The organism is Streptomyces sp. NA02950 (assembly GCF_013364155.1).
Lineage (GTDB): Bacteria > Actinomycetota > Actinomycetes > Streptomycetales > Streptomycetaceae > Streptomyces.
Window position 1 is genome coordinate 5,905,709 of sequence record NZ_CP054916.1, and the last position, 21,093, is coordinate 5,926,801.

Annotated in this window: 20 protein-coding genes and 1 tRNA gene; 13 read left to right on the plus strand and 8 right to left on the minus strand. The window is 70.2% G+C overall.

Features of this window, described 5'->3' with window-relative positions; all coding sequences use genetic code 11:
* The first annotated feature begins 56 nt into the window (after positions 1-56).
* Together HUT19_RS25835 and HUT19_RS42305 are read left to right on the plus strand one after the other, a co-directional pair.
* Positions 57-1,274 carry an ROK family protein gene (locus HUT19_RS25835; RefSeq protein WP_254885788.1) on the plus strand — a complete coding sequence of 406 codons (1,218 nt, stop codon included), beginning with the start codon at positions 57-59 and terminating at the stop codon, positions 1,272-1,274.
* A gap of 154 nt (positions 1,275-1,428) precedes the next feature.
* Complete coding sequence (locus HUT19_RS42305; protein WP_217712283.1) at positions 1,429-3,024, plus strand: hypothetical protein; 1,596 nt, start codon at positions 1,429-1,431, stop codon at positions 3,022-3,024.
* Between the two features lie 24 nt (positions 3,025-3,048).
* Here the strand turns inward: HUT19_RS42305 and HUT19_RS25845 are convergent, their stop codons facing one another.
* Positions 3,049-3,237 carry an antitoxin gene (locus HUT19_RS25845; protein WP_176182751.1) on the minus strand — a complete coding sequence of 63 codons (189 nt, stop codon included), beginning with the start codon at positions 3,235-3,237 and terminating at the stop codon, positions 3,049-3,051.
* Between the two features lie 242 nt (positions 3,238-3,479).
* Here HUT19_RS25845 and HUT19_RS25850 point away from each other — a divergent pair, with 242 nt between their 5' ends.
* From HUT19_RS25850 to HUT19_RS25865, 4 genes are all read left to right on the plus strand, one after another.
* Positions 3,480-4,262, plus strand: a complete 783-nt coding sequence (locus HUT19_RS25850) for an HAD-IIA family hydrolase (protein WP_176182752.1) — start codon at positions 3,480-3,482, stop codon at positions 4,260-4,262.
* Between the two features lie 105 nt (positions 4,263-4,367).
* Complete coding sequence (locus tag HUT19_RS25855) at positions 4,368-4,925, plus strand: hypothetical protein (protein WP_176182753.1); 558 nt, start codon at positions 4,368-4,370, stop codon at positions 4,923-4,925.
* 119 nt (positions 4,926-5,044) lie between these two features.
* Complete coding sequence (locus tag HUT19_RS25860) at positions 5,045-5,707, plus strand: class F sortase (protein WP_254886225.1); 663 nt, start codon at positions 5,045-5,047, stop codon at positions 5,705-5,707.
* A 329-nt stretch (positions 5,708-6,036) separates the two neighbouring features.
* The gene (locus HUT19_RS25865; RefSeq protein ID WP_176182755.1) at positions 6,037-7,116 is read left to right on the plus strand and encodes a glycoside hydrolase family 6 protein; all 1,080 of its coding nucleotides are present in this window, start codon (positions 6,037-6,039) and stop codon (positions 7,114-7,116) included.
* A 50-nt stretch (positions 7,117-7,166) separates the two neighbouring features.
* On the opposite strand, the gene HUT19_RS25870 is transcribed toward HUT19_RS25865, so the two are convergent.
* The 5 genes from HUT19_RS25870 to HUT19_RS25890 all read right to left on the minus strand — a co-directional run bounded on the left by HUT19_RS25870 (position 7,167) and on the right by HUT19_RS25890 (position 13,106).
* Entirely contained in the window at positions 7,167-9,146 is a 1,980-nt protein-coding gene (locus tag HUT19_RS25870; protein ID WP_176182756.1) for a kelch motif-containing protein, read from the minus strand.
* Positions 9,147-9,149: 3 nt separating this feature from the next.
* Positions 9,150-10,979 carry a glycosyltransferase family 2 protein gene (locus HUT19_RS25875; protein WP_176182757.1) on the minus strand — a complete coding sequence of 610 codons (1,830 nt, stop codon included), beginning with the start codon at positions 10,977-10,979 and terminating at the stop codon, positions 9,150-9,152.
* A 367-nt stretch (positions 10,980-11,346) separates the two neighbouring features.
* The gene (locus HUT19_RS25880) at positions 11,347-12,027 is read right to left on the minus strand and encodes a FadR/GntR family transcriptional regulator (RefSeq protein WP_176182758.1); all 681 of its coding nucleotides are present in this window, start codon (positions 12,025-12,027) and stop codon (positions 11,347-11,349) included.
* Positions 12,028-12,099: 72 nt separating this feature from the next.
* On the minus strand, positions 12,100-12,282 hold the full coding sequence (locus HUT19_RS25885; RefSeq protein ID WP_176182759.1) for a DUF397 domain-containing protein: 183 nt from the start codon (positions 12,280-12,282) through the stop codon (positions 12,100-12,102).
* Positions 12,279-13,106 (minus strand): helix-turn-helix transcriptional regulator, encoded by an 828-nt coding sequence (locus HUT19_RS25890; protein WP_176182760.1) that lies wholly within the window; start codon positions 13,104-13,106, stop codon positions 12,279-12,281. The genes HUT19_RS25885 and HUT19_RS25890 overlap by 4 nt, the downstream gene beginning before the upstream one ends.
* A gap of 114 nt (positions 13,107-13,220) precedes the next feature.
* Here HUT19_RS25890 and HUT19_RS25895 point away from each other — a divergent pair, with 114 nt between their 5' ends.
* Both HUT19_RS25895 and HUT19_RS25900 read left to right on the plus strand, forming a co-directional pair.
* Positions 13,221-13,655, plus strand: coding sequence for an ATP-binding protein (locus HUT19_RS25895; RefSeq protein ID WP_176182761.1), 435 nt, complete (start codon positions 13,221-13,223; stop codon positions 13,653-13,655).
* Between the two features lie 176 nt (positions 13,656-13,831).
* The gene (locus tag HUT19_RS25900; RefSeq protein ID WP_176182762.1) at positions 13,832-14,416 is read left to right on the plus strand and encodes a choice-of-anchor C family protein; all 585 of its coding nucleotides are present in this window, start codon (positions 13,832-13,834) and stop codon (positions 14,414-14,416) included.
* Positions 14,417-14,590: 174 nt separating this feature from the next.
* Here the strand turns inward: HUT19_RS25900 and HUT19_RS25905 are convergent.
* Positions 14,591-14,664: transfer RNA gene (locus tag HUT19_RS25905), tRNA-Lys, on the minus strand.
* A 164-nt stretch (positions 14,665-14,828) separates the two neighbouring features.
* Here HUT19_RS25905 and HUT19_RS25910 point away from each other — a divergent pair.
* A complete protein-coding gene (locus HUT19_RS25910; protein WP_176182763.1) occupies positions 14,829-15,422 on the plus strand; it encodes a lytic polysaccharide monooxygenase in 594 nt (197 codons plus the stop codon).
* Here HUT19_RS25910 and HUT19_RS25915 read toward each other — a convergent pair.
* The gene (locus tag HUT19_RS25915) at positions 15,395-16,357 is read right to left on the minus strand and encodes a helix-turn-helix transcriptional regulator (RefSeq protein ID WP_176182764.1); all 963 of its coding nucleotides are present in this window, start codon (positions 16,355-16,357) and stop codon (positions 15,395-15,397) included. The genes HUT19_RS25910 and HUT19_RS25915 overlap by 28 nt on opposite strands.
* Before the next feature lie 153 nt (positions 16,358-16,510).
* Between HUT19_RS25915 and HUT19_RS25920 the strand changes: the two genes are divergently transcribed.
* From HUT19_RS25920 to HUT19_RS25935, 4 genes are all read left to right on the plus strand, one after another.
* Positions 16,511-16,912, plus strand: a complete 402-nt coding sequence (locus tag HUT19_RS25920; protein WP_176182765.1) for an ATP-binding protein — start codon at positions 16,511-16,513, stop codon at positions 16,910-16,912.
* Positions 16,913-17,446: 534 nt separating this feature from the next.
* The gene (locus tag HUT19_RS25925; protein WP_254885789.1) at positions 17,447-18,211 is read left to right on the plus strand and encodes a response regulator transcription factor; all 765 of its coding nucleotides are present in this window, start codon (positions 17,447-17,449) and stop codon (positions 18,209-18,211) included.
* 58 nt (positions 18,212-18,269) lie between these two features.
* Positions 18,270-19,271, plus strand: coding sequence for a DNA-binding response regulator (locus tag HUT19_RS25930; protein ID WP_176182767.1), 1,002 nt, complete (start codon positions 18,270-18,272; stop codon positions 19,269-19,271).
* Between the two features lie 155 nt (positions 19,272-19,426).
* A complete protein-coding gene (locus HUT19_RS25935; protein WP_176182768.1) occupies positions 19,427-20,992 on the plus strand; it encodes an acyl-CoA carboxylase subunit beta in 1,566 nt (521 codons plus the stop codon).
* The last annotated feature ends 101 nt before the right edge of the window (positions 20,993-21,093 follow it).

The following is a 21,093-nucleotide window of genomic DNA, read 5'->3' on the forward strand; positions in this document are numbered from 1 at the left end:
GGGAGCCACTTTGACAACGCTGTTGCGAAAGTGCAAGCGAGCGCCACAATGGAGGGGTGAACAGCTCGATCTCCGGGGCGGCCGGGCCCGGCGCCAATCTGTCCGCCCTGCGCAGCCATAACGCCGCGCTGGTCCTCGGCCTGCTGCGGGACGCGGGCGAGGCGGGCGTCAGCCGACTGGAGCTGGCCGCCCACACCGGACTCACCCCGCAGGCCGTCAGCAAGATCACCGCCCGGCTGCGGGCGGAGGGCCTGGCCACCGAGGCCGGACACCGCCCCTCCACCGGCGGGAAACCGCGCACCGTGCTCCGGCTGGTGCCCGGCGCGCGCCACGCCATCGGGCTCCACCTCGACCGCGATGAGCTGACGGCCGTCCTCGTCGACCTCGCGGGCACCCCGGTGGCCGTACGGACGGCGGACTTCGACTTCGGCGCGGCCGCCGAGCGGGCGCTGACCGCCGCCACCACGCAGGTCAGGGCCCTGATCGAGGACGCGGGCGAACTGCTCGGCCCGACGGTCGGTGAAACGGGCGACGAGACGGCTGACGAGACGGCTGACGAGACGGGTGACGAGGCCGGCGGTGAGACGGGTGGTGAGACGGGTGGTGAGACAGCCGACGAGACGGCCGGGGGCGGACTGCTCGGGGTCGGCGTCGCCGCGCCCGGTCCGCTCGACCACAGTTCGGGGGTGCTGCACCGGGTCACCGGCTTCCCCCAGTGGGACGGCTTCCGGCTGCGCGAGGCGCTCGCGCGGCGGCTCGGCCTTCCCGTCGTCCTCGACAAGGACACCAACGCCGCCGCGCTCGGCCTGGTGACCGCCGAGTCCTCCGCGTATCTGCACCTGGGCACCGGCCTGGGCGCCGGGCTCGTGCTCGGCGGGGGCGTGTACCGGGGCGCGCGGACGGACGCGGGGGAGTTCGGCCACCAGGTGATCCAGCTGGACGGACCGCGGTGCGGCTGCGGCAACCGCGGCTGTCTGGAGGCGCTGTGCCTCGCGGCCGTCGCGCGCGGTGAGACGGCCGTGGCGGCCCGGCTGCTCGGCGTCGGCGCGGCCAATCTGGTGCGGCTGCTCGACATCGACCGGGTGCTGCTCGGCGGCCGGGTGGTGCTGGCCGACCCCGGGCCGTACATCCAGGGGGTGTCCAGGATGCTGGCCGAGGACTCCGCACGGGCCAGCCGCCCCGTCGTTCCGGTGGAGGTCGTGGAGCGCGGCAACCGGGCGGTGGTGGAGGGCGCGGCGCAGCTCGTGCTCGCGCCGCTCTTCGCCCGCGGCTGACGGAGGCCAGCCCAGAGGGGTCCGACTGGGCCGATCGTGTGGGTTGTTGACCGCCAGACGAGGGCAATCGGTGGCTTTCGCGGTGTGTCGCCGTGCGGAAGTGGAAGGGACCGGAGTGCTCGGGGAAACGCCGTAGCACTCCAGAGGTTCACTCATGCGCCTGTCCACCGCACTGTCCCTGCGCGCCGTCCTCCCGGCGGCCGCGATCGCGCTCGTCCCGGCTCTGTACGGGATCGCGCCCCACGCCGACGCGGCCGACACGGAGGCCGAGCCCAGATCCGACACCAGAACGGACACCAGAACCGAGGCCGCGGGCGACACCGCGGCGGTGGCCGCACCGGTCTGCGGCAGCCGGGACAGCACGGAGTTCCCGATCGCCGCCCGTCTCCACGACGGGCCGGACCACTACGCGCGCGGCGGCGCCTGGCGCACCTGGCACCTGGAACTGCGCAACACCACGGACACCGGCTGCCGTGCCATCCACCCCATCGCGGTCCTCGTCGACCGCGCCCACGCGCTGCGGCCCGAGCACATCCGCTTCGAGTTCCTGGACCCGGCGGCCGACGGCGGCACCTGGCGACCGGTCTCGTTCGAGACGACCGACCAGGACGAGAACCTCGGGGTCTTCGACGACCACTTCGACGGCTTCACCGTGCCCGCGGGCAAGGCCGTGGACGTACAGGTGCGGACGAGCTTCGCCGACAACGCGCCGCGCGGGAAGGTGACCACAAACGTCATCGCCGTCCAGCGCCGCGAGGACGACGGCGACTGGGTCGGTCAGTCCAACGACTACGAGTTCAGCATCGACAACGCGGGGACGGAGACGGACGGCACCGACGGTACGGACGCGACGGACGGCACGGACGGTACGGCGGGGAAGGGCGACGCGGACGTCCCGGGCAGCGCGAACGTCCCCGGCGGTGCGGACGCGACGGGCGGTGTGGGCGCCGGGGGTACGGACGATTCCGGCTCCGCCGCCACGGCGCAACCCAAGGACACCACCGGCACCGGCACCGGCACCGCCGGCACGGCGACCCCGAACGTGCCGACGTCCCGGAGTCTGACCCCGCCCCGGGCCAAGCCCTCGTCCCCGAGTCCGAGTCCGAGTCCGTCCCGGTCGTCCGACACGGGCCTCAAGACCCCCGTTCCGGTGCCGCCCAGCGCCGACACCGACACCGACACGGGCACGGACCTCGGGCCGGACACCGGTACCGACGAGGACACCGGCGTGAGTGTCGACCCCAGCACGGACCCCGGAGTCGAGGACCCCGGAGTCGAGGACCCCGGAGTCGAGGACCCCGGAGTCGGGGACCCGGGTCTGGAGGATCCCGGCACCGGTGCGGAGGACCCGGGCGTAGCGGATCCCGGTACGGAGGACCCCGGCACCGGGGACCCGGGTCTGGAGGATCCCGGCACCGGTGCGGAGGACCCGGGCGTAGCGGATCCCGGTACGGAAGACCCCGGCACCGAGGACCCGGGCCTGGAGGATCCCGGCACCGGTACCGAGGACCCGGGCGTAGCGGACCCCGGTCAGGAAGACCCCGGCACCACCGACCCCGGTGACACCGGGTCCGATGACGGGGGACAGCAAGAAGAGGAGGACGGTGACCAGCAGTCCCAGCACCGGCCGCCCGAACTCGCCGAGACGGGCGGCCGCAACGCCCTGCTCGCGGGGCTCGGCGTGCTCAGCGTCGCGCTGCTGGCCGGCGGCACCGTCCTCCTCGTGACGTCCCGTCGCCCGGGGCAGTGAGAGCGGGCGGCGGCGATACGGCGGTTACTGGCCCCGGGGCCCTTCGCCCCGGCGGCGCAGCTCGTCGTCGAGCTTGTCCGAGCCGGTCTGGATCTGCTCCGAGTACTTGCCGCCGGTCTTCTTGTCCGCGGTGTCGGCCCCCTTGCGCGTGGCCTGCCGGCTCTTGTCCGGGTGCTTGCCGAGCGCGCCCTTCAGCTTGTCCATCATGCCCATGACGGTCTCCTTACGGTCCGGCTCGTTCCAGGGGCGAAAGCCACCCCTCGGGGCGGAAGCCACCCCTCCCCTCAGGATCAGACACCTGTGCTGGTCTGTCGCGCTGGACGGCCGCACCCCGCTGTGACACGTCTGGTTCCCCCGCTGTGCTGCCCGGTTAGGCTGAGGGCGTCGCCAGACGGGTCGGCCCGATCCCACGATCGTGTCGACCCTCAGTGGTCAAACCGAGCGGAGAGCAACCAGTGGCAGAGCGCAAGCCGATCGAGTCATGGCTCACCGACATGGACGGCGTGCTGATGCACGAGGGGATACCGGTTCCGGGTGCGGACGCCTTCATCAAGCGGCTGCGGGAGACCGAGACGCCCTTCCTCGTGCTCACCAACAACTCCATCTACACCCCGCGCGATCTGCACGCCCGGCTGTCCCGCATCGGGCTCGAGGTCCCGGTGGCCAACATCTGGACGTCGGCGCTGGCCACCGCCCAGTTCCTGGACGAGCAGCGCCCCGGCGGCACCTCGTACTGCATCGGCGAGGCGGGGCTGACCACCGCCCTGCACGACATCGGCTACGTCCTCACGGATGTGGAGCCGGACTACGTCGTGCTCGGGGAGACCCGCACCTACAGCTTCGAGTCGCTGACCAAGGCCATCCGCCTGATCAACGACGGTGCGCGGTTCATCGCCACCAACCCCGACGAGATCGGCCCCTCCGCCGAGGGCGCGCTGCCCGCCACCGGTTCGGTGGCCGCGCTGATCACCCGGGCGACCGGGCAGGAGCCGTACTTCGTCGGCAAGCCCAATCCGCTGATGATGCGGGCCGGGCTGAATGTGATCGGGGCGCACTCCGAGTCCAGCGCGATGATCGGCGACCGGATGGACACGGACGTGCGGGCCGGTCTCGAAGCGGGTATGGAGACCTTCCTCGTCCTCACCGGTGTCACCAAGAGCGAGGAGGTCGACCGGTTCCCCTACCGGCCCTCCACCGTGGTCGACTCCATCGCCGATCTGGTCGACCGCGTTCGCTGAGTTCTCCCGGACGTCCGCTGAGCGACCCGTTCGGCCCACTCGGGGTCCGCAGCGGATGCGGGCCCCGGCCGGGCGCGTGAGCCTCGTTGATGGAGGAGGTTCACCATGCGCTCAGTCGCCCTCACTCTCAGTACTGTCGCCCTGGGCACTGTCACTCTCTGTCCCGTCGTCGCCGCTCCGGCCCTCGCCGACCAGCGGCACGACGGCTCCGCCACGATTCGGGTCAGTCGGCTCGCCATTCCTCCCGGCGCCGAGGTGGAGGTGCGTGCCTTCGGCTGCCCCGGCAAGCTGGCCACCGCCTCGTCACCCGTGTTCGTCGACGACGCCGAGCTGACGCCGGACGGGGACGGGCTGTTCAGCGAGGCGACGATCCGGTCCACCGCGGCGAGCGGCGCCCACCGGGTCACCGTGGACTGCGGTGACCGGGTGAGCGCCGCGGACGCGGGGGAGAAGGTGTCCGTCGCCGTCGAGCGCCCGCCCTCACCCATCGCCCCGGTCCACGCGGGCGGCGGGGGCAGCGCGCCCGCCGAGGAGCGGATGCGCGAGGACTTCGGCGGCGCGGAGGCGTACGGCCTGGTCCTCTCGGGCGGTACGGCGCTGGTCGTCGGCGGGCTCGCGGTGCAGCGGCGCCGTCGCCGTCCCACCGGTCCGGGGTCGGGCTGAGCGCGATGGACGGATACGGATATGGATACGGACTGGGAAGCGGCCGGGACGGCGGGCCCGGGGACGAGGACGGTGGCGGGGGCGGCGGCCGGAGGTTCCGCGGCGCCGGACGGCTGGCCATGGGCGTCGCCTGGGCGGTGCTGCTGCTCGGTCTGTGGATGTGGGGGCGGGACACCACGGAGGGGACGGGCGGATCGGTGCCGATGACCGGCGATGTGGCCGCGGTCGGCCGCCCGCCCGCGCATCCGCTGCCCCCGGCGCACGCCCCGCTGCCGTCCGCGCGGCCGAAGAGCGTGGAGATCGCGGCGGCGCGCGTACGGGCCCCGGTCGTCGCCAGCGGCCTGGACAGCTCGGGTGCGCTCAAGCCGCCGCCGTACAACCGGGCCGGTACGGTCGGCTGGTACCGCGCGGGCCCCGAACCCGGCTCCGCGGGCGCGGCGCTGCTGGTGGGTCATTTCGACACCAGGTCCAAGCCCGCGGTGTTCCACGGGCTGGGCAACCTCAAGCGCGGGGAGACGGTGCGGATCGCGCGGACCGACGGCACCACGGCGGAGTTCACCGTGGAGAACGTCGAAGTGGTGGCCACCGAGCGGTTCAACGCCCGGCGGGTGTACGGGGCGAGCACCCGGGGCCGCGCCGAACTGCGGCTGATCACCTGCGGGGGCCGGTTCGACAAGGCGACGCGGTCGTACACCGCCAATGTGGTCGTCTCGGCGTATCTGACGGGTACGACGGGGCGGCCGCACCATCCGGTGGGCGCCGCGGGCGGCGACTCCGGCTGACGGGGTTCTTCCCTACCGCCGCGTGTGAGACCCGCCACGCCCAGGCCCGCTGACAAGGGACTGACGGTCGCACCCCGAAGGGGCGCGGGGCTGTGTCGATGTGCGGCTCCGCCGCGTGGGCGCGACCTGCCACGACGCAGCCGTGGGCGAAGGACGGCACCTCGCGGCTCTTCCCGCGGAGCGCTTAGTGCGGCGGGGCGAAAACGCGACCCCGGGTCGCCGATGCGCGCCCGAGCCGCCGGAGCGTTGTGCAAGGATTGATTCGACCGGTCTTGTCCCGCCGGGGGACCACGGCGTGTTCCTCGCAGCGTGCACCCAAGGGGGAGTGGATGTACGGCAGTTACACGTGCCGTCGGCATCACGTTGCCCGTCTTCGCAGCCGTCGTGCCCGTGGCCGTACCCGCGCGGTCTCGACCGCCGGAGCCCTGCTGTCGCTCGTGACGCTCTCCGGCTGTTTCGGCTCCTCCAGCGGTGGCGACGGCGACCACGCTGCCGCGGCCGAGCGGCCCCGGCAGCGGCCCAAGGCCACCGTGCCGTACTGGGTGAACCCGGACGGGAGCGCCGCCAAGCAGCTCGCGGCGTACCGCGAGAAGGGGGCGCGGGACCAGGCGAGGCTGATAGAGAAGATCGCCGATCAGCCGGTCGCGGAGTGGCTCGGGCTGGACAACCCCGAGGGGCAGGCGAGCGGTTTCACCCAGGCCGCCGCCAAGGCGAACCGCAGCGCGCTGTTGGTTTTCTACGAGATCCCGCACCGCGACTGCGGGCAGTACTCCAAGGGCGGCGCCGCGGACGGCGATGCCTACCGCGCCTGGCTGGACAAGGCGGTCCGCGGGATCGGCAACCGCCCCGCGACCGTCATCCTGGAGCCCGACGCGCTGCCGCACGTGGTGGACGGCTGTACGCCCGAGAAGTTCCACGAGGAGCGGTACGACCTGCTGACCGGGGCCGTCGACAAGCTCAAGGGGCTGCCGCACACCAAGGTCTATCTGGACGCCGGGAATCCGCACTGGATCACGGACCCGCGCCGGATGGCGCAGCCGCTGAAGCGGGCGGGCATCGCCAAGGCCGACGGCTTCGCGCTCAACACCTCCAACTACCAGACGACGAAGGAGAACACCGCCTACGGCAGGAAGCTGTCGGCGCTGGTGGGCGGCAAGCCCTTCGTGATCGACACCAGCCGGAACGGGAACGGACCGGTCCCGGGGAAGAACGATCCGCAGGCGTGGTGCAATCCGAAGGGCCGTGCGCTGGGCGAGTCGCCGACCACCGACACCGGGGACGAGCTGGTCGACGCCTACCTGTGGATCAAGCGTCCGGGCGAGTCGGACGGTACCTGCAAGGGCGGCCCCAAGGCGGGTCAGTGGTGGCCGCGGTACGCGCTCGATCTTGCCCGTAACGCTCGTCCGTAACGTCGTACAGCGCGAGCCGTCGGCGCCGGGACGGCGCCGACGGGGCCCGCTCAGTCCCGGTCGGTCCGGGACGCCTTGGCCTTCGCGGCCTTTCCGCCGGGCACCTTCACCCACACCGCCTTCGACGGGGTGCCCTCCTTGTCGACCGCGTTGAGCATGTACCAGCCGGGCGGCACCAGCGAGGATTCCTTGGGCAGCTTGACCGTGATGCCGTCCTTCTTCCGCTCGAAGTCCACCGCGATCGACCGTTGCTCCACATTGGTGACATGGGTGAAGGAGCCGGGCCGGATCAGCCGCACCTTCTTGATCGCCGAGGGGCGGGAGGTGGTGTAGCTCGTACTGCCGCCGCGCCTGACCGTACGGGGACCGGTGTCGGTGAGCTTCGGGCGCGAGTCCCGGTAGAGGTACGGCGGGGTGTAGATGTCGATCTGCTGCTGGAACTCGCCGGGCTTGGTGTTGGCCTTGTCGCCGTAGAGCGAGTCCGAGCCGAAGGTCATCACCCGGCCGTCGGGCAGCAGCAGCGCGCCGGAGTGGTAGTTGCGGCCCACCAGCGGATCGGCCACCGCACGGGAGGAGTTGGTCCTCGGGTCGTAGATCTCGGCCTTGAGTACGTTGCTGTCACTGCGGCCGCGGTAGTCGCCCGAGCCGTTGGTGGTGAGCACCGTGTCATCGGGGAGGATCACGCTGCTGGGGTAGCGGGCCTTGGCGTACAGGTCCGGGCCGTCCTTGAAGCGCGGATCGCCGGCGTGCAGGTCGACGATCCGGGTCTTGGCGGTGGCCCGGGAGTCCTCGCCGACCCCGCCGCCGCCGAGCACCATGTACCGCTGGTCCTGTGCCGGGGGCAGCAGTACCGACATCGACGTCTCCAGCAGCCCGGGGTCGCTGATCCCCGGCACCACGTCGAACGTGTTGCTCTTCAGATCCCAGACACCGGGCACACGGCCCTTGTCGTCGGGGCCGTATCCGGCGTTGGAACCGGTGTAGAAGATCCTGCCCTTGTCGGTGAGGAAGAGCGCGGGGTACGTCGGGAAGAACCTCTTCTTCGGCAGGTACTTCCACTTCTTGGTCTTCGGGTTGTAGATCTCGTTCTTGCCCGGGACCACCTGGCCGATTTCATCCAGACCGGAGACCGAGAGGACCTTGCCGTTCTGAAGGGTGGTCAGCGTCGGGTACCAGCGGGCCTCGTTCATGGGGTCGACCGTGATGTAGCGCTCGGCCACCGGGTCGAATTCATAGGAGTCCTTGATTCCCTGGAAGTCCTTCTTGTCGAACGAGAGCTTCTGCGCGATGCCGTAGAAGTTCCGCCTGTCCTTGCCCTTGAGCCCGGTGATCCGGTAGTTGTCCTCGGTGCCGGTCTGGTACTTCTTGCCCTTGCGCAGCGCCTCGACATAGACCCGTGCGGTGCTGGGGGTGACGCGGACCTTTCCGGTCCTGGCGCTCTTGGTCTTCTTGGCGCGCGGGACCAGGACCGGGTCCTTTGACTCGAAGGTCTTGCCGCTCTCCTTGCCGGTGAAGCGGGTCCCGGCCGGGAAGGTCTTGGGCTTGTCCGGGTTCTCGTTGTGGACGAACATCAGTCCGCCCGCCTTCTCCACATCGCCGCGGAGCTTCTCGTACCGCTGGGTGCCTCCGGCCACCAGCAGCTTTCCGTCCGGGAGTTGGGTGTGCCCGGAGCAGAAGAGGTCCTTGGGGGTCGGGATGTTCTTGTAGGTGTTCTTCTCCGGGTCCCACAGCACACTGCGGAAGGACTTGGCCGCGAAATTCTTGGCGTTGTTGCCGGAGCCCGCGACCAGCAGCACCTTTCCCGTGTGGAGCAGTGCGGCGTGGATGGTGTTGATGCGGTATTCGTCGGGGACGTCCACCACGTCCCAGTGGCCGTTGTCGGCCTTGTACTCCGGCTGGTTGATCTTGTAATCATGGTACTTCTCGGAGCTGAAACGGTAGAGGGCCGGGCCGTTCATCCCGGCCACCACGATGACAGCCGCCGCACCGATCCCGAAGCGGCGGGTGCGGCGACTCGGTCGGTACTTCACTTCTTATCGTCCCCCAAGGGCGGGCTGCGTTTTCCGTTTCTCCTGGCGGACGGTCCACCACCAGGCGATGATCGGCGCGGCTGAGATAGCCAGGGCAAGTGATGCCCAAACGGTCATCGCTGGATGACTGTGGCCGAAGTAGAAGGAAGAGGCGAGCGACCCGCCGAAGGCCACCAGGAAGAAAAGATGGATCCGGAAGGTGCCGAAGAGGGTGTCGGGGCTCGAGGAGTCGCCCTTGGGGGTCACCACGAAGCGGCTCTTGCGACGCAGTACGGCATCAAACAGCGAACGGGCGTAGACGGGCGCGGCCAGCGCGGACATCACCATTCCGGCGACCCCGCCGGAGCCTTCCGGCTCGTGTGGCGAAACGTTGTGTCTCCGGTTCCAGACGTAGAGACCGATCTGGAGGGCGGAGGCATTGCCGTAGAGCATCATCCAGATGGCGGGGTCGATCTCGATACCGGAGGCCCCGAACCCCAGGAACAGCGCGCAGCTCAGGGCGGCCAGGATCCAGTTCAGCGCCGACATCGGATAGAAGATCACCATCAGGGTGTAGTTGAACAGCTTCCCCGGCGGCAGGCTGAACGGCGCCTTCCAGAACTGCTTGAGGATCGTCTCGTAGGTCCCCCGCGACCAGCGCAGCTGCTGGGTGAAGAAGTCGGTCCAGGCGGTCGGCCCCTCACCGACGGCGAGCACATCCGGGGTGTAGACCGAGGTCCAGGTGCGGCCGGTGGCCGGGTTGCGGTGCCGGTGCAGTTCAAAGCCGGTGGCCATGTCCTCGGTGATCGAGTCGTACAGCCCGCCGATGCCCTTGATGGCGCTGATCCGCACCGCGTTGTTGGTGCCCACGAACATCGGGCCGCGGTAGGCGTTGCCCGCCCGCTGGATCAGTGCGTGGAACAGGAACTGCTGGCTCTCGGCCGCCTTGGTGACGGCCGTGTCGTAGTTGCCGTAGACCTGCGGGCCGATCACGAAGGCCACGTCCGGATCGCGGAAGTAGCCGAGCATCCGCTCCAGGTAGTTGGGCAGCGGGACATGGTCGGTGTCGACCGAGGCGAAGTAGTCGTAGGCGTCGCCGTGGGCCTCCAGCCAGGCGTTGTAGTTGCCGTGCTTGGTCTTGGCCCGGTGCGGGCCCTTGGGCTGGTTCCACTTCTCCACGCCCTTGCGGGAGAAGTGGTGGACGCCCAGCCTCCGGCAGACCTCCTTGACCTCCGGGTCGTCGCCCTCGTCCAGCAGCCAGATGTGCAGCACCCCGCGGTGGCGCAGCCGGATCGCCGCCTCCAGCGTCTTCGTCACCATCTCCAGCGGCTCCTTGCCGGGCACGAAGGTGGTGATGAAGGCGACCTTGGTCCCGTTCTCGGGCACCACGGGCACGGGGTCGCGGGCCACGAGCGTGGCGTGGGCGTTGGACACCACGTTCATCGTGCGGAACAGCTCGATCAGCCCGATGGAGACCAGCATGACCGTGTCCATCACGGCCCTCGTCGAGCTGGTGCCCTCCCGGCTGGTCCAGTGCGAGGGCTGCATCAGCCAGATCAGCAGCCCCAACGACACCAGCGGTGCCGCCCCGAGCAGCAGCGCGGCCCGTATGCGATGGGGCTCGTCCGCGAGCAGACTGCGGTAGCGCACGCGGTAGGGCTGGTCGGCATCCGGCCGGGTGAGCGGTCCGGCGAGCCTGCTGTAGTGCTCGTAGTCGTACTTCGGCAGGGGCCGGCGGCGCCGGTGGCGTACCGGACCGTTCCGGAGCTGGCGCGGAATGCGCAGGCGGGTTGTCGTGGACGAGTCGTAGGGCTCGTACGAAGGCTGCCGGGCGCCGGTAGGCGTCGACGTCATGAGTCATTCCCCCCGCACGCGTGGTCTGGCGCGTGTCGTCGGTGCTGTCGGCCGGAACGCCCCCCCTCGGCCGTAGGCCGCACAGTAGTGGAGGCACACAGGTGTACGGATGCGGAATGAATATCTTCTGGTTATTTGCTGAGTAAATGCTCAGTAAACCGATCCCGCTATGTCCAGCAAGCGGCCCGACCACCAACTTTGCTGATGCGAGGTGTGGTTGGGCGGTGGAACGGCGCCTTCTGGGGGTGGTCGCGTTCGCCCGGTCGCAGGGGCGAACCGGGATGGGCGGGACAAAACCGCGCGGGGGAGCGGGGCATGTGGTGGCCGGAAATCGACTACTCGGGGTGCCGGCTGACCGGGATGCCGACTACTCGGGGTGTGGGGAACGCAGCCGGGTGCGGATGTTGCCGAAGTGCTCGCGGATGGCTTCCTCGGCCCGCAGCGCGTCGCCCGAGCGCACCGACTCCAGGATCTGCCGGTGCTGTTTGCAGGTCACCTTGGGGTCGGTCGGAATGTCGACCAGATCGGTGCGGACCCGGTGGAAGGCGTCCCAGAACGCCTCCAGCACCTCGCTCAGCAGCGTGTTGTCCAGGCTCCCGTACAGCGCGGCGTGGAACGCCCGGTCCGTCTCCGCCCGTACGGCTCCGGCCTCGGCCTCCGCCTCCATGCGCCGGACGATCGCGTCCAGCTCGGCGAGGTCCGCCTCCGGTATCCGCCCCGCCAGCCGCGCGATCAGCCCGGTCTCCACGGCCTCGCGCAGCTCCAGCAGCTGGAGCAGACTCTCCTCACCGCGGTAGTGCCCGGCGACGGTCCGGAAGATCAGCCCCTCGATCATCGGCGCCATCGACATCGGTCCGACGTAGGTCCCGAAGCCGTGCCGGATCTCCACGATCCCCATGGCCTGAAGCGCCTTGAGCGCCTCGCGCACGGAGTTGCGGCTGACCCCGAGCAACTCCATCAGCTCGGTCTCGGTGGGCAGCGGAGCCCCCGACGACAGCCGCCGGTCGACGATCAGCCGCTTGATGCGTTCCTGGATGTCACTCGCCATCCCCCGCGTATGCGCCGCCACGGCCACCGCCACCTCCGATCCGAACAGCTTACCGGGAGTGGCGCGCGGTGATCAGAGGCGTGCGAGGAAGGAGGCCCAGGCGTCGTGGGAGACGGTGAGTGAGCCGGTGGTGATGTCCTTGGAGTCGCGGACGTGGACGGTGTCGGGGCGTATCGCGACCTCGACGCAGTTGCCCCCGCCGCCGCCGCTGTAGCTGCTCTTGAACCAGTCGCGTTCGGTGGTGCTGCTGCTCATAGCGCTCCTCGCATCTGCTCCAGCAGACTCGTAGTGGCCTGAGGGCTCAGAGCCTGTGAGCGCAGTTTGCCATAGCGCTGAAGCATCGCACTGACGGCTTTTGGGTCGGTGATCAGGACGCTGCTGTCGTGCGCTTCGAGATACCCGATCCATCGGTGGTCGGCCGTTTCGGCAAGGCACATCGGACCCTCGAACCCGGAGTGATCCTCCTGCCGCAGCGGCATGACCTGGACCTCGACGTTCCGATGGCGCTGCTGCTCAAGGATGTGGTCGAGCAGCGCCCTGGTGACGCCGGGCCCTCCGAAGCCCCGGTCCAGCAGCGCCTGTTCGACCACGAAGCAGAACGAGGTGTTCGGCCGGTCCGTGAGCAGCCGTTGCCTGGCCAGACGGGCGATCACCTGCTGCTCGCACTGCTCCGCCGAGGTGTGCGGGATGTAGCGGTCGAAGATGGCGCGGATGTACGGCTCGGGCTGAAGCAGACCCGGAACGACCGCGCACTCGTACGTGAGGAGCGACACCGACTCCTCCTCGATCCCCGCCCACCGCAGGAACCACGACGCCAGTCCCACCTTCCGGGTCAGCGTCCGGTACGCCGCGCCAAGGATGCGGGCGGCCGGGGCGCCCAGGACTTCCTCCGTGCGCGGGATCAGCTCCTTCGGCGGGAAGCGCCTACCCTGCTCCACCTTCGCGATGTACGTCGCCGAGTACCGTACGCGCGGGGCGAACTGCTCCTGGGTCAGGCCCGCCTCGTCGCGTAGCGCCTTTAACACCGCGCCAAAGGTCTTGAGGCTCTCCGACGTTTCCGGTTCCCTGTCTGTTGTCATACCCGTATGGTCACGGGCAGTGACCAAGGCGGTCCAGTGCGTGCACTGGTACAGACGAAACTGGGTGGGTGTCGGACCTGGCTGACGGCCGGTCGTCCCCGGAACGCTTCCGCCATGACCGCTCCACAGGGCCAAGTCCCCGTCACCGTACGTACGTTCGCGCAGCGCTTCTCCGCCACCCGGCGCGGTGCCCGGCTGGCCCGGCTGCTGGCCGTGCACCAGCTCGCCGACTGGGGGTTCACCCCCGGGGTCGGCGGCTACGAAGCCGCCGTGCTCGTGGTCGCCGAACTGTCCGCCAACGCCGCGCTCCACGGCCGCGTCCCGGGACGGGACTTCACGCTGCTGCTGCGGTACGACGACCAGGCGGGCCGTCTGTGGATCGAGGTCTCGGACACCCACGACGCGGAGCCCATCCCCAAGGTCCCCGCGTCCGACGACGAACAGGGTCGCGGCCTGCTTCTCGTCGAGGCCCTGGCCGACCGCTGGGGCGTCCGCGACCGTCGCGGACCCGGCAAGACGGTGTGGGCGCATGTCGCGGCGACCACTTGAGACATGCTCGAAGTGCGAGGGCCGTAGGGGTACACGCCCCGCGTGACCAGCGCGGCCGACAGGGGCGCACACTCCGGTGCGCCGGGGGCCCGGCCTTGGCGGCCCGCCCGGCCGTGCGGGAGATTTGCGCGGCGGGCCAATCCGGACCCACACGCATCTTTCCTCCAGGAGGGGATATGTCGTCCATTCGTGCCTTACTCGTCGCTGTCGTCGCCGCCGGTGTTCTCGCCGGTACCGGTACCGGCGCCATGGCCGCCGCCACCAGCCACTTCGACGACGGCAGCTTCGAGACGCCCACAGTGTCGGCCAACACGTTCCAGATGGTGACGGCGGGCGGCTCCATCGGCCCGTGGAAGGTCACCGCCGGAAGCGTCGACCTGATCGGTGCGGGGTACTGGCAGGCGGCCGAGGGCGATCAGTCCGTCGACCTCAGCGGCCAGAGTGGGGGAACCGTGGCCCAGACGTTCACGACGGTCCCGGGGAAGAGGTACACGGTGACGTACTCCCTCGCGGGCAACCCCGGGGCCGGTCCGGCCGTGAAGACGGGGAAGGTCCTGGTCGACGGACAGAACTTCCAGGACTTCACCTTCGACACCACGGGCAAGTCCACGACGAACATGGGCTACGTGACCCGGGAAGTGTCCTTCGTGGCGACCGGCACGTCCACGACCCTGGCGTTCGCCAGCACCACCAACACGGCCGCCGGACCGGTCCTTGACGACGTCCGGGTGCGCGAATGCGACCCGTGCCCGAACTGCTGACCAGCATCACATTGAAGGAGCCCCGGCGCGACGGCGCCGGGGCTCCGCCGTGGAACGGGGCCGGTCACGGCCGTCAGTCGCGCCCGCGGGGGTGTGAGCGGTCCAGGGGCCGCAAAAAGAGACCGGGGCTTCTCGGTGAACCGAGAGGCCCCAGGTCAGTGGCGTAAGCCACGGTGCGCCGCCAGGGACTCGAACCCCGGACCCGCTGATTAAGAGTCAGCTGCTCTAACCAACTGAGCTAGCGGCGCCTGCTGACGGGGGAATCCTACCGGACCCCGGAGGGTGCTCCGGACCAGCGGCTTCCGGACCCAGGGCATTGGTATGGACATGTCCAAAACTGCTCGCTACGCTCAGACTTGGTCTAGACCGCAGTGCACGGCTCATGGACTCCCCACGTCTTCAGGAGCGAAGCATGCGCAAGAAGATCCGCGCTGCTGTCATCGGCATCGGTCTCGCGGCGGTCTCCGTCCTCGCGACCGGCGGCAGCGCTTCCAGCCACGGGTACACCGACTCTCCGATCAGCCGCCAGAAACTCTGTGCCAACGGCACCGTCACCGGGTGCGGCGCCATCCAGTGGGAGCCGCAGAGCGTCGAGGGCCCCAAGGGGTTCCCGGCGGGCGGGCCGGCTGACGGGTCGATCTGTGCGGGCGGCAACAGCCGGTTCGCGGAGCTCGACGATCCGCGGGGCGGCAACTGGCCCGCGACCAAGGTCAGCGCGGGGCAGAGCTACACGTTCAACTGGCGCTTCACCGCCTCGCACGCGACGACCGACTTCCGGTACTACATCACCAGGAACGGGTGGAATCCCAGCCAGAAGCTGACCCGCGCGAGCCTGGAACCGCAGCCGTTCCTGACCGTGCCGTACAACGGTCAGCGGCCGCCGTCCTCGCTCTCGCACTCGGGCACACTGCCGGGTGGGAAGAGCGGCAGGCATCTGATTCTCGCCGTGTGGACGATCGCGGACACCGGCAACGCCTTCTACGCCTGTTCGGACGTATCGTTCTGATCGGGGCGCGAACCTCGTGTGCGGTGCCGTCCGGACGGCACCGCACCGTCTCCGGCCAGACCCGCGATCAGGGCCACGGTCGCCTCCGCCGACAGCGCGCTGTCCACGATCCGGCCGAAGGCGTCCGCGAAGACATGGACGTCATCGGCGCCCTCGACATACGTCGGACCGCAGACGTTCTCCTGGGTGACCACATCCGGCATCGGGCCGCGGAAGCCCACCAGCGTGAAGGCGCCCGCGTCACCGGGGTTGGGCGCGGCGTCGATCGGCATCACCTGGAGGGTCACCGTCGGCCATGCGGCCACCTCCAGCAGCCGCCGCAGCTGGGCGGTCATGATGGCCGGGCGGCCGGTGAACCGGCGGCGCAGGGTGGCTTCGTGGATGACCGCCCACAGTTTCAGCGGGGCGGCGGGGCGGGTCAGTACGGCCTGGCGGGCGAGGCGCACCTCGGCGAGGGCGTCGATCTCGGCCTTGTCGCGGGTCACCGTGTGGGCCGCGATGGTCTCGCGCGCGTAGTCGGGGGTCTGCAGCAGACCGGGGAGGACCAGCGGGGCGTAGTCGCGGACGGACTCCGCGTCGGACTCCAGGGCGATGTAGTCGGCGTAGGCGGGCGCGACGACCCCGCGGTAGGTCTGCCACCAGCCGCGCTTGGCCGCGTCCCGGGCGAGGACCTCGAGCGCGGCGCGGACGTCGGCGTCGTCGACCGCGTACGCCCGCAGCAGGGTGGTGACCTCAGCGGTGCGGAGCGTGGCGTTGGCGTTCTCGATCCGGGAGAGCTTCGGCGCGGTCCAGTGGCGGGCGTGCGCGGAGCCGTGCTCCGCCGCGTTCAGGGCGTCGGCGGCCGCGCCCAGCGTCATTCCCGCTTCCGTGCGCAGCCTGCGCAGTGCGGACCCCAGGCGTCTGCGCCGGACCGTGGGCACTGGCTGGTAGGACATGTCGCCAGTCTGACGTATCGCCAACTGGCGGAGAGCTGACGGCATATGCCAGTCCTGCCCCGCTGGGTCGAAACATTGCGAGTAACACGCGCATGGGACAGGATCGCTCAGGTGAGGCGGCACGCGCCGCGCTTTGGAGGGGCCCCGGACCATATGGCTGAGAACATTCCGCAGCGATTCGAACTGCGCCTCCGCGTCCATCCGCAGACCCTCGCCGACGTACGCCGCGCGGTGGGCGCCCGGCTGCGGCTGTGGGGCCGCGAGGAGCTGATCACCGCCGCGGCGATGTGCGTCACCGAGCTGCTGTCCAACGTCCACAAACATGCCGCCTCGCCGGAGTGCGCACTGGCCCTGGAGAACCGCCGGCACGGCATCCACGCGGCGGTCAGCGACACCGAGTTCGCGCTGCCGGTGGTCAGGGAGCCCGACTTCCTCTCCGAGAGCGGGCGCGGGATGTTCCTGCTGAGCAAGACGGCCCACGAGTGGGGCACCGAACTCACCGCCACCGGCAAGACGGTCTGGTTCACCCTCCATGCCGAAGCGGTGGATCCCTGACCCACGGCGCCGGTAGCGTGGGGCCGCCACCGAGGGGGCGGGGCTGGTCATCCGGGGCCGGACGTCCACCGGCCGATCGGCTTCGGCGGCCCCTGACATCTGACACCACCCCCGGACGGGGGTGAGCCGCACCCGTCCTGCCGCTGGCAGCAACCGGACAGTGGCCGGTACGCCCGGTCGCGGGGTGTCGCGGGCCCGCTGCGCTGTGTACGAACACCTCGTCTTCGCGTGTCGGGTTCCCGTAACTTGTTGACAGTTGGACTCTCCGGAGCGGGGGCGGAGCGGTGCGCACCAGTCCGCCACACGCCATTTGACCAACTCTTTACCTCACGCGCCGCGTTGACGTCGTTGCTATGTGCGAATTAGTGTCGAGGTTGATTTCGCACAATGCTGCCTCGCTATTGAGGCAAAGGAAATACGAGAACCAGGCCGGTATTTGGAAAAGTAAGTCACTGAAGCCCTCAGGGGAAAGTCATGGTTGGTCTTGTCCGAGTATCCGAGCCTTCTCCTGAGAGTGCGGCAGTTGCTTCGGCCATGGCCCCCGACTACGTGGAGCGCGCCCTGCTCGCGGCGCGCGACCTGATCGAGTCGACGGTCGTACGGCACCGCCGGGAGCTGGCCCAGGATTCCTGGGCGGGGACGGCTCTGGAGAAGGTGCCGCTCGCGGAGGTCGTCGACACGCTCGTCGACGGCGCCGAACGGACCGTGCAGGTGGTCATGTCCGGAAGCGAGGAGCAGACGGACGCGGTCTGCGCGGCGCTCGCCCGGCCCGCCAGGGGGACCCGCCGGAGCCTGGCCGTCCGGTTGCTCTGTATGGAGCGGGCCGCCGCCGCGAACGCGATACGGGCGCTGGACCGCACCGATCCGCGGTGCGAGGTCCGGGTCGGCGACGGCGGATTGTCCGAGGCCCTGCTCGTCGACGGCCAGTTGGTCTACGTACGGGGCGGTGGTGGCGGCCGGACGGATCCGGCGCCAGGCGGCGGACGGCAGGCGACACTGGTCGAGGACCCCGCCACGGTACGGGCGCTGGAGCTGATGTTCACGGGGGCCTGGGGGAACGCCGTGGCGCTCGCTGAATATCCGCGGCTCGGCGGGCGGTTGTGCCGGGATTCGGCCCGGCGCATTCTGGAATGTCTGCGCACCGGCCACACCGACGAGGTGGCGGCGCGCGAGATGCAGGTCTCCCTGCGCACCTATCGCCGCTACGTCGCGGAGATCATGCGGGAGCTGGGGGCCAACTCCCGCTTCCAGGCGGGGGTACGGGCGGTGGAAATGGGGCTGCTGCCCAGCCGTCACTGACGGCGCTCGCGACCTTGACCACGTCATCGAGCAGGAAACCCGGGCAGGAAATGGGAAGATGAACGACCGCGGACGCGATCCGGGGCCGGAGGCCACGCATGCGGGGGACGTGCTCGACCGGACACTGCGGGAGGTGCGGACGCTCATCGAGTCGACCGTTGTCGAACACCGCGCCCGGCGTTCCCGGAACGCGCAGTTCACCGAGGTGGGGATCGAGGATGCCGCCTTCCTGGCCGCCGCCGAGCAGGTGATCACGCAGGCGCGGCGGAGCGTGGACGCGGTGTTCCCGGAGGCCACGGCGCGGATGGCGCCGGCGCATGCGGCGCTGGGCGTCCTGCTGACCGATCTCGACGAGGGGGTGCGGGTCCGGGTGCTGCGCGGCAGATCCGGCCCCGGCGGCGGCCCGCCGCCGGGGCTCGCACCGGTGTCCGTACCGCTGCCGGGGGCGGAGCAGAGGGCGGGGAACGGTCCGGCGACGGGGAACGGTCCGGCGACGGGGAACGGTCCGGTGGAGGGGCCCGGTCCGGGAGGCACCGCCTCCGAAGCCACCGGCTCCGGTGAGTCTCGCTCAGGGAGAGCAGGCGGGGGCCGGGGCGCCGGTGGGCGGGGCCGCCCCCATCCATGCCCGCCGCATGTGCGGACCGCGACGGTCGCCCTGCCCACGGCGGTGATCGCCGACGGCCGGACCGCGCTGGTGTGCACCGAGACCGACGAGGGGCGCCGGACCTCGGTGGTCCAGGACCCGCTGGTGGTCGACACCCTGCACGGTATGTTCGGCACCATCTGGGCGAGCGCGGTACCCGCCGCCCGCCCCCTCGACTTCGGCAACCGCGCCCGTACCGAGATGGTGCGACGGGTGCTGGCCCGGCTGCGGGACGGGGTCACCGACGAGGCCGCGGCCCGCGATCTGGCGATCTCGGTGCGCACCTACCGCCGCTATGTCACCGGGATCCTGGAGCTGCTCGAGGCCGGCTCCCGCTTCCAGGCGGGCGTCCGCGCCAGCGAACTCGGCATCCTCGGCGACCCGTTGAAGCAGCCGCCCGACTCCGCGGCCCGCTGACAGCCGGTGGCCATCACCGATCCGTACGCAAGGCCCTCCGATGACCTCTTGCGGCCATCCTTGAGCGATTCTCTACCAGCGGCTTACAGCCCGTTCCTACCCTGACCGCGGGCCGCACACCAGGCGCGGTGCCCGGAGTGACGGGGGGACGTCCTATGCCGGAGAGCGACACCGCCAGCACCCGCGAACGGGTGGCCGTCCTACGCCGACTCCGGGACGAGGTGCGCGCGGGCGATCCCCGGGCCACCGCGGCCCAGCACGGCAAGGGCAAGCTGACCGTCCGCGAGCGGCTGGAGCTGCTGTTCGACGAGGGGTCGTTCACCGAGCTGGAGCCGCTGCGCCGGCACCGGGCCACCGGCTTCGGGCTGGAGGACAGGCGCCCGTACACCGATGGCGTGATCACCGGCTGGGGCACCGTGCACGGCCGTACGGTGTTCGCCTTCGCCCATGACTTCCGGATCTTCGGCGGGGCGCTCGGCGAGGCCCACGCCCAGAAGATCCACAAGCTGATGGACCGGGCGCTGGCCACCGGGGCACCGCTGGTGTCCCTCAACGACGGTGCGGGCGCCCGGATCCAGGAGGGCGTCTCCGCGCTCGCGGGCTACGGCGGGATCTTCGAGCGCAACACCCGGGCGTCGGGAGTGATCCCGCAGATCAGCGTGATGCTCGGCCCGTGCGCGGGCGGCGCCGCGTACTCCCCGGCGCTCACCGACTTCGTGTTCATGGTGCGGGACACCTCGCAGATGTTCATCACCGGACCCGATGTCGTGCAGGCGGTGACCGGCGAGAAGGTGTCGCAGAACGGGCTCGGTGGCGCCGATGTGCACGCCGAGACCTCCGGGGTGGCCCACTTCGCCTACGACGACGAGGAGAGCTGCCTGGAGGAGGTGCGCTATCTGCTCTCCCTGCTGCCCGCCGGCAACCGGGAGACCCCGCCCGTCGTTCCCTGCGACGATCCCCCCGACCGCCGCTGCGACGCGCTGCTGGACCTGGTGCCGCTGGACGGCAACCGCCCGTACGACATGCGCGCGGTCATCGAGGAGATCGTCGACGACGGCGAGCACATGGAGATCCACGAGCGGTGGGCCACCAGCGTGCTGTGCACCCTCGCCCGGCTGGACGGCCATCTGGTGGGTGTCGTCGCCAACCAGCCGCTGTCGCTGGCCGGAGTGCTGGACATCGAGTCCTCCGAGAAGGCGGCGCGGTTCGTCCAGTTCTGCGACGCGTTCAACATCCCGCTGGTCACGCTGGTGGACGTACCCGGCTTCCTGCCCGGGGTGGACCAAGAGCACGGCGGGATCATCCGGCACGGCGCCAAGCTGCTCTACGCGTACTGCAACGCGACCGTGCCGCGCATCCAGCTGATCCTGCGCAAGGCGTACGGCGGGGCGTACATCGTGATGGACTCCCACTCCATCGGCTGCGACCTGTCCTTCGCCTGGCCGACCAACGAGATCGCGGTGATGGGCGCCGAGGCCGCGGCCAATGTGGTCTTCCGCCGTCAGATCGCCGCCGCCGAGGACCCCGGCACCGTACGCGGCCAGCTGGTCAAGGAGTACACGGCGGAGCTGATGCACCCCTACTACGCGGCCGAGCGCGGGCTCGTCGACGATGTCATCGATCCGGCGCTGACCCGGCAGACCCTCATCGCGGCGCTGGAGATGCTGCGCGCCAAACATGCCCCGCTGCCTGCGCGAAAACATGGAAATCCGCCGACGTGACTATTTCGTTTTCCCCATCGACATTGTAATCCGCGGCGTACGGGCGATAGGTTGCACGCGGGCGTGCCGAGAAGGCAACAGCCGGTATTGCAAGGGGATTT

What these genes read in the sequence shown, in the direction of transcription:
- HUT19_RS42305 (WP_217712283.1), top strand. Translation starts at nt 1,429, where the DNA reads ATGCGCCTGTCCACCGCACTGTCCCTGCGCGCCGTCCTCCCGGCGGCC.
- HUT19_RS25845 (WP_176182751.1), bottom strand. Translation starts at nt 3,237, where the DNA reads ATGGGCATGATGGACAAGCTGAAGGGCGCGCTCGGCAAGCACCCGGAC.
- HUT19_RS25855 (WP_176182753.1), top strand. Translation starts at nt 4,368, where the DNA reads ATGCGCTCAGTCGCCCTCACTCTCAGTACTGTCGCCCTGGGCACTGTC.
- HUT19_RS25860 (WP_254886225.1), top strand. Translation starts at nt 5,045, where the DNA reads ATGGGCGTCGCCTGGGCGGTGCTGCTGCTCGGTCTGTGGATGTGGGGG.
- HUT19_RS25865 (WP_176182755.1), top strand. Translation starts at nt 6,037, where the DNA reads ATGTACGGCAGTTACACGTGCCGTCGGCATCACGTTGCCCGTCTTCGC.
- HUT19_RS25875 (WP_176182757.1), bottom strand. Translation starts at nt 10,979, where the DNA reads ATGACGTCGACGCCTACCGGCGCCCGGCAGCCTTCGTACGAGCCCTAC.
- HUT19_RS25880 (WP_176182758.1), bottom strand. Translation starts at nt 12,027, where the DNA reads ATGGCGAGTGACATCCAGGAACGCATCAAGCGGCTGATCGTCGACCGG.
- HUT19_RS25885 (WP_176182759.1), bottom strand. Translation starts at nt 12,282, where the DNA reads ATGAGCAGCAGCACCACCGAACGCGACTGGTTCAAGAGCAGCTACAGC.
- HUT19_RS25890 (WP_176182760.1), bottom strand. Translation starts at nt 13,106, where the DNA reads ATGACAACAGACAGGGAACCGGAAACGTCGGAGAGCCTCAAGACCTTT.
- HUT19_RS25895 (WP_176182761.1), top strand. Translation starts at nt 13,221, where the DNA reads ATGACCGCTCCACAGGGCCAAGTCCCCGTCACCGTACGTACGTTCGCG.
- HUT19_RS25900 (WP_176182762.1), top strand. Translation starts at nt 13,832, where the DNA reads ATGTCGTCCATTCGTGCCTTACTCGTCGCTGTCGTCGCCGCCGGTGTT.
- HUT19_RS25910 (WP_176182763.1), top strand. Translation starts at nt 14,829, where the DNA reads ATGCGCAAGAAGATCCGCGCTGCTGTCATCGGCATCGGTCTCGCGGCG.
- HUT19_RS25915 (WP_176182764.1), bottom strand. Translation starts at nt 16,357, where the DNA reads ATGTCCTACCAGCCAGTGCCCACGGTCCGGCGCAGACGCCTGGGGTCC.
- HUT19_RS25920 (WP_176182765.1), top strand. Translation starts at nt 16,511, where the DNA reads ATGGCTGAGAACATTCCGCAGCGATTCGAACTGCGCCTCCGCGTCCAT.
- HUT19_RS25925 (WP_254885789.1), top strand. Translation starts at nt 17,447, where the DNA reads ATGGCCCCCGACTACGTGGAGCGCGCCCTGCTCGCGGCGCGCGACCTG.
- HUT19_RS25930 (WP_176182767.1), top strand. Translation starts at nt 18,270, where the DNA reads ATGAACGACCGCGGACGCGATCCGGGGCCGGAGGCCACGCATGCGGGG.
- HUT19_RS25935 (WP_176182768.1), top strand. Translation starts at nt 19,427, where the DNA reads ATGCCGGAGAGCGACACCGCCAGCACCCGCGAACGGGTGGCCGTCCTA.